General features: G+C 38.5%; 4 protein-coding genes. 1 reads left to right on the forward strand and 3 read right to left on the reverse strand.

The genetic code is table 11. The features are described from left to right. Positions 1-271: 271 nt before the first annotated feature. The 3 genes from H5975_RS06125 to H5975_RS06135 all read right to left on the reverse strand — a co-directional run bounded on the left by H5975_RS06125 (position 272) and on the right by H5975_RS06135 (position 7964). Positions 272-3364, reverse strand: coding sequence for a serine hydrolase (locus H5975_RS06125; RefSeq protein ID WP_204785314.1), 3093 nt, complete (start codon positions 3362-3364; stop codon positions 272-274). Between the two features lie 159 nt (positions 3365-3523). Beyond that, the gene (locus H5975_RS06130; protein ID WP_204785311.1) at positions 3524-6217 is read right to left on the reverse strand and encodes a KxYKxGKxW signal peptide domain-containing protein; all 2694 of its coding nucleotides are present in this window, start codon (positions 6215-6217) and stop codon (positions 3524-3526) included. Between the two features lie 166 nt (positions 6218-6383). Beyond that, entirely contained in the window at positions 6384-7964 is a 1581-nt protein-coding gene (locus H5975_RS06135) for a peptide chain release factor 3 (protein ID WP_204785312.1), read from the reverse strand. A gap of 184 nt (positions 7965-8148) precedes the next feature. On the opposite strand from H5975_RS06135, the gene H5975_RS06140 reads away from it, so the two are divergent. Beyond that, on the forward strand, positions 8149-9375 hold the full coding sequence (locus H5975_RS06140) for an LCP family protein (protein WP_204785313.1): 1227 nt from the start codon (positions 8149-8151) through the stop codon (positions 9373-9375). Positions 9376-9420 lie beyond the last annotated feature (45 nt).

Genomic DNA, 9420 nt, shown 5'->3' on the forward strand with positions numbered 1-9420 from the left:
GCATTAAAAAACTCTCACTTAACAGTTAGTTCTAATTGCAAAACAAAAAACAGCCCAAGCAAAATGACTGCTTGAACTGTAAATTTTATTATCAGTACCGATTGACAAAAAACCTAATAAAATAAAAGATCGGCACTAATATTTCTCTATCAGTACCGAATAATGTAGAGTTCCTTTTTATAATTAAACAAATTATATGGGACTTCGCAGTCCCTGCATTAATCTGAAAATCTTATATGCAATATGCTAACTTTATAAATAATTATCTGGGTTATTGCAATATATTTTTAGTAGCCCTTGCTAATTGCTCGATCACGTTAATTCCAGATTGGAAACTGGCATCTCCATCCGTGTAAACTGCAATAGCATAGCCATGGCGGTTATCAGAGCTTGGAATAAAGCCAATACTGTTAACCCATTCGTAGCCCCATGGCATCCAACCATTCTTGATGTAGAAGCTCCCACGTGGAGTACCAGCAGAAATACCCCAGTCTTGACCAGCTGAAACGTTATTCATTTGATAATGAATATAGTTCCGTGATTGTTCGTTTAAATATCCCGAATTCTGATCAAGATAGAGATCGTTCAAAAGTTTAACTTGGTCTTCTGGCGTGGTCCAAGATGAACCCCATGTAGAATTAGTACCTGTATTCCACATACCAAGGCGTTCATACAATGGACGTAATCCTTGTGCACCGCCAAGGTAATTATTAGTAATGGCTGTAGTAGCATTATTATCACTGTAGCGGATCATTCGGGTCGCAAGGTCTTGCATAGTCCCATCTAAATTACCACCAGTCCGGTGCAATAACTCGGAAAGAACCGCTACCTTCACTGTACTCATGGTCATCCAATGATACCCCGGAGCATTGGTGTATGAGTATACCTGCCCAGTTAATTGTGATTTCACAGCAATTCCGATATGACCAGGTTTCTCATTAATAATACTTTGCCATGCTTGCAATAATCGTTGTGCATAATTAGTGCGATCAATGGTTTGTTCGTAATCAATATAATTACCATTTCCTGCAGCATCATCAGTAAAGCGATGAATTAGTTTAACATATTCCCAGTCACCACTTAAATTATTAGCATGCATGTCAAAACCAGACTGACCACTATTTTCTAACCATGGGTAGGATTGATAAACATCGGGACGACTAATCTTTGCTCCATTAGTAATGTTCCATCGTTGAATTTCTCGACCGGTTCCTCCGTCTACAGCAATAATATATTCGTAAGGTTTTACACTGTTATTTACAGCTGCATGCCATCCAGTAATGTGAATGGTATTGCCATTAATATCTACCTGGTCAAAATGTCCAGCATTATTTACAAACGTAGGAGTCCAAATATCTTGGTGATCACCTTCACCATTCTCTATATTAGCAAATCGTAAAACTAATTGCAGGTTGTTTTGAACGTCCTTTGGAGTATCAAAAGTTACTGTAAAACCACTTTTGGCGCTGTTAGCAATATGTGGATATGCTCTAGCAACATCATTGCGTTCTGTTAACTGAACTGGTTTGCGAGCAACTTCCTGACCATCAACTAATAAAATGACATATGGATATTGATGAGTTAAGGACTGATCATTTGCAAACCAACCATTGATATTCAATTTGGTACCATCATTAGACCAACCATCAATATTATAAGCAACTTCATTGAGAGTACCTAAGCTAAACCAATAATCGGTATGATCGGCACCATTTCCGTCATCACCATTGCCTCCATTAGTAGCAGAGTAACGACTGACTAATGAATAAGTGTGTCCAGCTACCAAATTAATGTCATCAAAAATATCCTTAAACCGCGCACTGTTAGCAGAACGAGTATCATTACCATATACATTAGCCACATCATCGGATAATGTATTTTGTACCTGAATGGCATTAACCTGCTGACCATTAGTATTATCAAAAACAATTAAATAATGGTATGGTTCATAAATTGAAGCATCGTTCGCATGCCAACCACTTACTTCTAACTGACTACTACTTAGTTGCCAACTATCTAAATTGCCACGGTTTTGTTTTTGAACAGGGCCAAACCAATAGTCTACAGCATCACCATTGCCACTCTTGTCATTTGTCCAGCGACTAACTATTTGAATGTTATCTTCAGCATATTGTGGGGTTAGTTTGAAAGTAGCACTAAACCCACTTACTCCAGCATTTGCAATCATTGGATAAGCTCGTGAGACGTCACTTCGATTATCCCGAGTAACTTCTTGCCGTGTAATTTCGCGTTGCCGTGTTTGGTCATAAACAATGATAAAGTGACGGGACTTTCCTAAGGCTTGGTTAGAGGCATGCCAACCACTGATATGTAAGTTTCCCTGACTATCACTGCTTAGATTATCTAAATTAGCAACATTTTGTTCATTCAGTGGGTTGAACCAATAGTCAACGCTTTGACCATTACCTGCTGTATCGTTAGTCCATCGGCTAACAATTTGAATGTGATCCCGGCCATAAGCTGGACTAAGGGAGAATTTTGCTTGGAAACCACTAATATTGCCATTCGCAATCGTTGGATAGGCTTTTGCTACATCATCGCGATTGACCGGAGTAACCTCTTGTCGTGCTAGTTCTTTACCAGTAGTCTCATCTACAACGATAATATAATGATGACGCTTCCCCAAAGCTTGGTTAGACGCATGCCAACCATTAATCACTAGGTCACCTTGATCACTTAAACTTAAACTATCTAAGGAAGCACGGTTTTGATTATCCAAGATAATTGGTGCAAACCAATAATCCGTATGTTGACCTTCCCCATTGATCGCATCAGTACTATACCGTGCTACTAAACTAATTGAATGTCCAGCCAAGTTTGTTGGTAATTTAAAATCAATATTAAAACCAGATTGTAGGCTATTATCAACATTGGAATAAGCTTGTTGAACATCCACCCGATTTTGAGGCGTAATAGACTGTCGATCAATTTCGCGATGGTCTGTATTATCATATAAAATTCCATAACGGTAACGTTCTGTATTGCTTTGACCGCTTACTTGCCACCCTTTGACATTTAAGTTGGCATCACCCGTTTTAGGATCAGACGTGATTTGGTAATTATCTAGGTTACCATGATTAGCTGATACATCATTATTCACTGTGGTGGTGTCGGGTCCAACTGCATTGGTAGCCTTAGTGTTTAATTGCTGATCAACAGTCACACTATGATCATTATTATGCGTTGGGGTCATCACCTGTTGCGTTTCTTCTATATTATTTGTGTCAGCGTGTACTTGATGAGTTACAATCGTACTCCCCATTGCCACTGTGGCAAAAGCGATTGCTGCACAGCACCATAATTTCCCACTTTTGTATAGTTTGAACCGCTTCTTATTTTCCATTTTTTCTCCTTCACAACATCTATATCTATAAAACAATTTTTATAATTAAACCGATACTATTGTCATTATAGCACGTACAAACTATTGTCTAGATTAGATTATAACACTAAAAAACGACTACTCGTCACCAAATACGAGTAATCGTTTTTGTATATCCCATTATAGTTGGGTATATTCGTATTTTACTAATTCAAAGAAGTCACTCATGGTGTAGTTAGTACCAAAGTAATTACGTGCTCGATTAGTCCAGTAGCCATCTGGATCAGTATGGTCAGTACCACCAAGATATTGGGAAACCATATGGTGAGACATTAAGGTTCCATTTCCCCCATTAAGACTTGGAATCATACCATATTGTTTCATCTTGTAAGCAGCATAATAAGCAGCATTAACTAATTCACGTGCAAAGTTATCACGACCATAAACTTCGACCTGTTCAAACTGCACACCATATGGGTTACCATTGACAGATCCCCAGCTTGGCCGATCGGTTGGGGCAATTTCTACAATGCGGTTACCATCAACAAATGCATGCACAAAGGCATCTTCGTAATGACTGCTTTCGTAATTAATTTCGCCCTCAATGGAATCATTGGGGTTAGCCGTTTCATGAACAATGACTTTAACAGGTTTACCATAATCGTATTGTGTACTTCCACTACCAGGACCAGTTAGAATACCACTACGTGAACCCGGCACATTTAAAATATGACGAACTTCAATTGTTGCATGGCCAATATGGTTATTAGCAATGAATGCATTAATTGAATTAGCATACATATTGTAGTTAATAAAGTAGACAATATCAGAATCATAGTCCACGTAGTTACCATTACCTGCACTATCATCCGTATAACGGTGAATGAAGTAAACACCCGCACGATTTGCAGTTAGATCAATCCCAGAAGTGTTTAAACTAAATCCAGAATGAGCGCTATTGACAATCCATGGGTAAGCATTTTTGACATCATGACGAGTAGTTGCACTATCAGTTACATTCCACCTAGTAATCTCCTGATGTGTATTGGAGTCCATTGCAATAATATATTGGTATGGCTTATTAGTAAGATTATCGGCAGCGTGCCACCCACTAATGTTTATGTAATCTTTCTTTACAATGAGATTATCAAAATTACCAGCGTTCGTACTGTATTTATCAGTATAGATGTCAACGGTATGACTACCATTACCATATGGATCATTGGTAAAACGAAGAACAACCTGAAGGTCTCCATTGACCGCACGATCAAAGTTGATAGTGACCACAAATCCTGAATTTAAACTGTTATACAGTTCTGGGTAAGCCTTCGCAACATCAGCACGTTGAGTGAGATCAACCCGTTGTCGGCCTAACTCACCTTGCCCGTCTAACAGAATTACATAAGCATATTTATAATTAACAGCGGCATCATTTGCAAACCAACCAGATAATTTCATTGAGTTATTAGTAGGTTGCCAACTATCGATACTATAGGCTTGACCACTATACGTTTTGCCTGGATACCAATAATCCGTATGATCAGCACTGTTGCCATCATCACCATTACCTCCGTTATAAACAGAATAACGGCTGACGAGTGAATAAGTATGGCTATCCGTTAAAGTGATACCATCAAAAATGGTATTAAACCGTGATTTGTTAGCAGACCGGGTGTCATTACCGTATACCTTGGCTACATCATCGGATGACATGGTATCAACTTTCTTAGAAGCAACTTGTGTTCCTGTAGTGTTATCAAACAAAATCAAATAATGATATGGTTCGTAAATGGAAGTATCATCAGCATGCCAACCACTGACTTGTAGGTTACCAGTACTAATATCCCAAGCATCTAAGTTACCCCGGTTATTTTTAGCGACGGGACCAAACCAGTAGTCGATATAATTTCCATTTCCACCCGCATCATCAGTCCACCGACTAATAAATTGGATGTTATCACGTGCATATTGAGGACTTAACTTAAAGAACACGTTAAAACCAGAAAATACTGCATTAGCAATAGATGGATATGCTTCCGCAACGTCATAACGAGTTTGATTATTCGTAACTTTCTGCCGAGTTATTTCACGCCCGGTAGTTTGATCATAAGCAATAATGTAATGATATTTTTTACCCCAGGCTTGGTTAGAAGCATGCCAACCACTAACGTGCAGATTACCATCCTGATCAGAGGTCAAGCCATCAAGACTAGCACGATTATCATTATTCAAAATAATCGGTGAGAACCAGTAATCAGTATGTTGGCCTTCACCATTAATAGCGTCAGTACTGTAACGCGCAACCAAACTAATAGAATGACCAGCTAAATTATCGGGCAAAGTGAAATGAACATTAAAGCCTGAGTTAACACTATTATCAATGTGAGGGTAAGCTTGTTGAACATCTGGCCGCGTTTGCGGTACTACTTTCTCCCGTTGAATTTCGTGTTGAGTTGTATTGTCATACAAAATAACATACCGATAAGGCTCATTATTACTTTGTCCAGTAGCATGCCAACCACTAGCATTTAAAGTCGTTTGCCCTGTTTGTTGATTTTCAGTAATTTGAGTGTTATCAAGGTATCCTTCATTAGAGTTGGTCTGATTATTAGTAGTGGTTGTGTCCTGAGGCACAAGATTACTTGTTTGAGTAGTGGACTGAGCGGTTGCTTGAGAATCACCAGCTGTATTAGCTGTATTAGTTGTTAAAGATGCACTTGCGATAGTGGTTACTTGCTGAGCTGTCGGCACAGTTGCATTTGCATGAGCACTTTCTGCAGTAACACTCCCGATAGCTAAAGTTGCAAAAGCAATCGCAGCGCAACACCATAACTTGCCACTTTTATAAAGCTTAAATCGCCTTTTATTTTCCATATTTAAAGATTCTCCTCCAAATAATTATCATAAAAAACTATTAATTCACATATTCATCTATCATACCAAATAGATGTATATAAGGTCGTTACAATGTAACTACATTCTTTTAACGAAAATGTAATATTAAACAAAAAGAGTTAGAAACAAGTATTCAATTACCCTTCTATAATTTTGCCGTTAATTCCACATCCGGATACTTCTGTTTAAACCAATTTTCGGCAAACTGATTTTCGAATAAGAACAATGGATCACCATTAATATCCTTCACCAGAATGTTTCTTGATGATGACATCTTTGGATCTAATTGATCTGGATCAATCCACCGTGCAGTCTTGTTCCCCATTGGTTCCATAATGACTTCAGAATTATATTCGTTTTGCATCCGAAACTTAAAGACTTCAAATTGTAGTTGACCAACTGCACCTAAAATATAGTCATTTGAATTGTAGCTTTGGAACAATTGAATTGCCCCTTCTTGCACAAGTTGGTTAATTCCTTTATGGAATGATTTCTGCTTCATTACATTCTTAGCAGACACCCGCATGAATAATTCTGGTGTAAATTGTGGTAACTTTTCAAATTTAATATCTTTCTTGCCAGTATAGATAGAATCGCCAATTTGAAAGTTTCCAGTATCATATAATCCAATGATGTCACCGGCAACTGCCTTCTCAACGTTCTCACGAGTATTTGCCATAAATTCAGTGACGTTCGAAAGACGAACTGGTTTCTCGGTTCGCTCTAAAGTAACGTCCATTCCCTTATCAAATTCACCAGAACAAATTCGTACAAAGGCAATCCGGTCACGGTGTTTAGGATTCATGTTAGCTTGGATTTTAAATACAAAACCAGAGAATTCTGAATCAAGGGGTGCTACTTCTTTACCATCTTCAGTTTTGTGGGCACTTGGTGCTGGTGCATATTTTAAATATGTCTCTAAGAAAGTGCGCACCCCAAAATTAGTCAAGGCTGAACCAAAAAATACTGGAGTCTGATCACCTTTAATGATCTTATCTTCACTAAATTCATTCCCAGCCATTTCAATTAGTTCCATCCCATCCATGGCATCTTTCCATTCACCCTCACCTGATAAAGGATTATCACCAATGACATTTCCATCATCATCCAGTGGTAAGTACGGATTATCTTCATCTGCTGGATGCGTCAGGGCTACCCGTTTATTGTAGCGGTCATAAACGCCCATGAATTGCCGTCCCATTCCGATTGGCCAATCCATTGGATATGTTTCAATTCCCAGCGTTTCTTCAATTTCGTTCATTAAATCTAATGGATCTCGTGCATCACGATCAAACTTGTTAATAAAGGTAAAGATCGGAATACCCCGCATTTTACAAATTTGAAACAACTTTCGCGTTTGCGGTTCAATCCCTTTAGCACCATCAATCACCATCACGGCAGAGTCAACTGCCATTAAAGTCCGATAGGTGTCTTCAGAAAAGTCTTCGTGCCCTGGAGTATCCAGAATATTGATTCGCTTGCCTTCAAAATCAAACTGCATGACAGAAGACGTTACTGAAATTCCACGTTTCTGTTCAATTTCCATCCAGTCTGACTTTGCAAAATTACTACTTCCGCGTCCCTTTACAGTTCCTGCTTCCCGCACAATTCCACCAAATAACAGCATTTGTTCGGTAATGGTGGTTTTACCAGCATCCGGGTGTGAAATAATCGCAAATGTACGGCGCTTATTGACAGCGTCCGCTAATTGTTTTGCTGTTGTCATTTTGATCGTCCTTTCAAGCATTATCTTTCTAATGTTACCATATTTAAATCATATATAATAGAAGAAAAGTATTACATAATCCTTAAAAACTCCCGTCTAAAATTGACTACTGACTATTAATTTGCTAAGGTTAGAAAGTTAATATATAAATGATAATTTTAAATATAAACAGAGGTTGTCGAATATGAATCACGAACATGAAACACGGGCTGAATACCGTCGTCACCTTGAAGAAGAAATCGATCAAAATGCTCATCATAATTCTAGAGATGACTTTGATCATCATCCACCATATGTTCACCACCATAAAGGCGGCTTTAATTGGGTATGGCGGATCGTTGGTATCGTTTGTGTACTGCTATTTCTGGCCGGCGGATACGAATACCACCAATTACACAGTACCGCTAAGGGCGTCTTCTCCACGGGTGATGGTAAAGTTGATAAAAAATTAGCAGAAGGTAAGCCTGTTTCTGTCTTAGCAATGGGAACCGATGTTGGGGCACTAGACCGTGGAAACTCTGGAGGTAATACTGATACGCTAGAAGTTATTACAGTTAACCCCAAGAAGCAATCAATTACAATGACAAGTATCCCACGAGACACCTTAGTTCGTGTTAATACTAGTAAGGGGCCTGATTATGTCAAAATCAATGCTGCCTACTCTATTGGAGGTCCAAAGCAAACTATCAAACAGGTGAAGGAATTATTGGGAATCCCTATTGACTATTATGCTGTTGTAAATATGGGTGTACTTAAAAAAGTTGTCAATGCTGTCGGTGGTGTTGATGTTGACAACCCATTCGCCTTCGATTATGAAGGCCATCATTTCCCTAAAGGAAAACAACACTTGAACGGCAATAATGCTTTGAAGTACTCACGAATGCGTTATGATGATCCTAACAATGACTATGGTCGTCAAAAACGACAACAGCAAATTATGTCGGATGTTATCCACAAATTTAGAAAGTCGGGATCAGTTGGTGCAATTAATAAGATTTTAGCCGCTGTTCGAGACGGTGTTAAAACAAACATTCCACTTGACAGTATTTCCGTTCTTTATGGTAACTATCGTCCAGCAATGAATAATGTTAAGACTTATCACTTCAAGGGCCAAAACGCCACTATTGATGGCGCTTCGTTCCAAATTGCCAGTCCAAAGGAAATTAATCGGGTATCTAAAATAATTCGTACCCAGCTAGGACTGGAACCAATTACGGTTGATAACTATGAAACTCGTATGTATAAGATGCAAAAGAGTTATAACGGCTACAATAAGACAGATTTTGTATTACCAGGTCATGCTGAATATAATGTTCCTGGAAGTGGTCACAGTCATAGCACTATTAGAAGCTCAGACACATCTAGTTCATCCTTTGGCACAAATTCGTCAAATTATGTTTCAGAATATTAATAGTAAAATAAAAATTCCCTAAACCATTTAGTGTTGGTTTAACAA

Source organism: Limosilactobacillus coleohominis, assembly GCF_016901675.1.
Lineage (GTDB): Bacteria > Bacillota > Bacilli > Lactobacillales > Lactobacillaceae > Limosilactobacillus > Limosilactobacillus intestinavium.

Bases quoted from the DNA above. Each gene is read 5' to 3' on its own strand.
- H5975_RS06125 (WP_204785314.1), bottom strand. From the start codon at position 3,364: ATGGAAAATAAGAAGCGGTTCAAACTATACAAAAGTGGGAAATTATGG.
- H5975_RS06135 (WP_204785312.1), bottom strand. From the start codon at position 7,964: ATGACAACAGCAAAACAATTAGCGGACGCTGTCAATAAGCGCCGTACA.
- H5975_RS06140 (WP_204785313.1), top strand. From the start codon at position 8,149: ATGAATCACGAACATGAAACACGGGCTGAATACCGTCGTCACCTTGAA.
- H5975_RS06130 (WP_204785311.1), bottom strand. From the start codon at position 6,217: ATGGAAAATAAAAGGCGATTTAAGCTTTATAAAAGTGGCAAGTTATGG.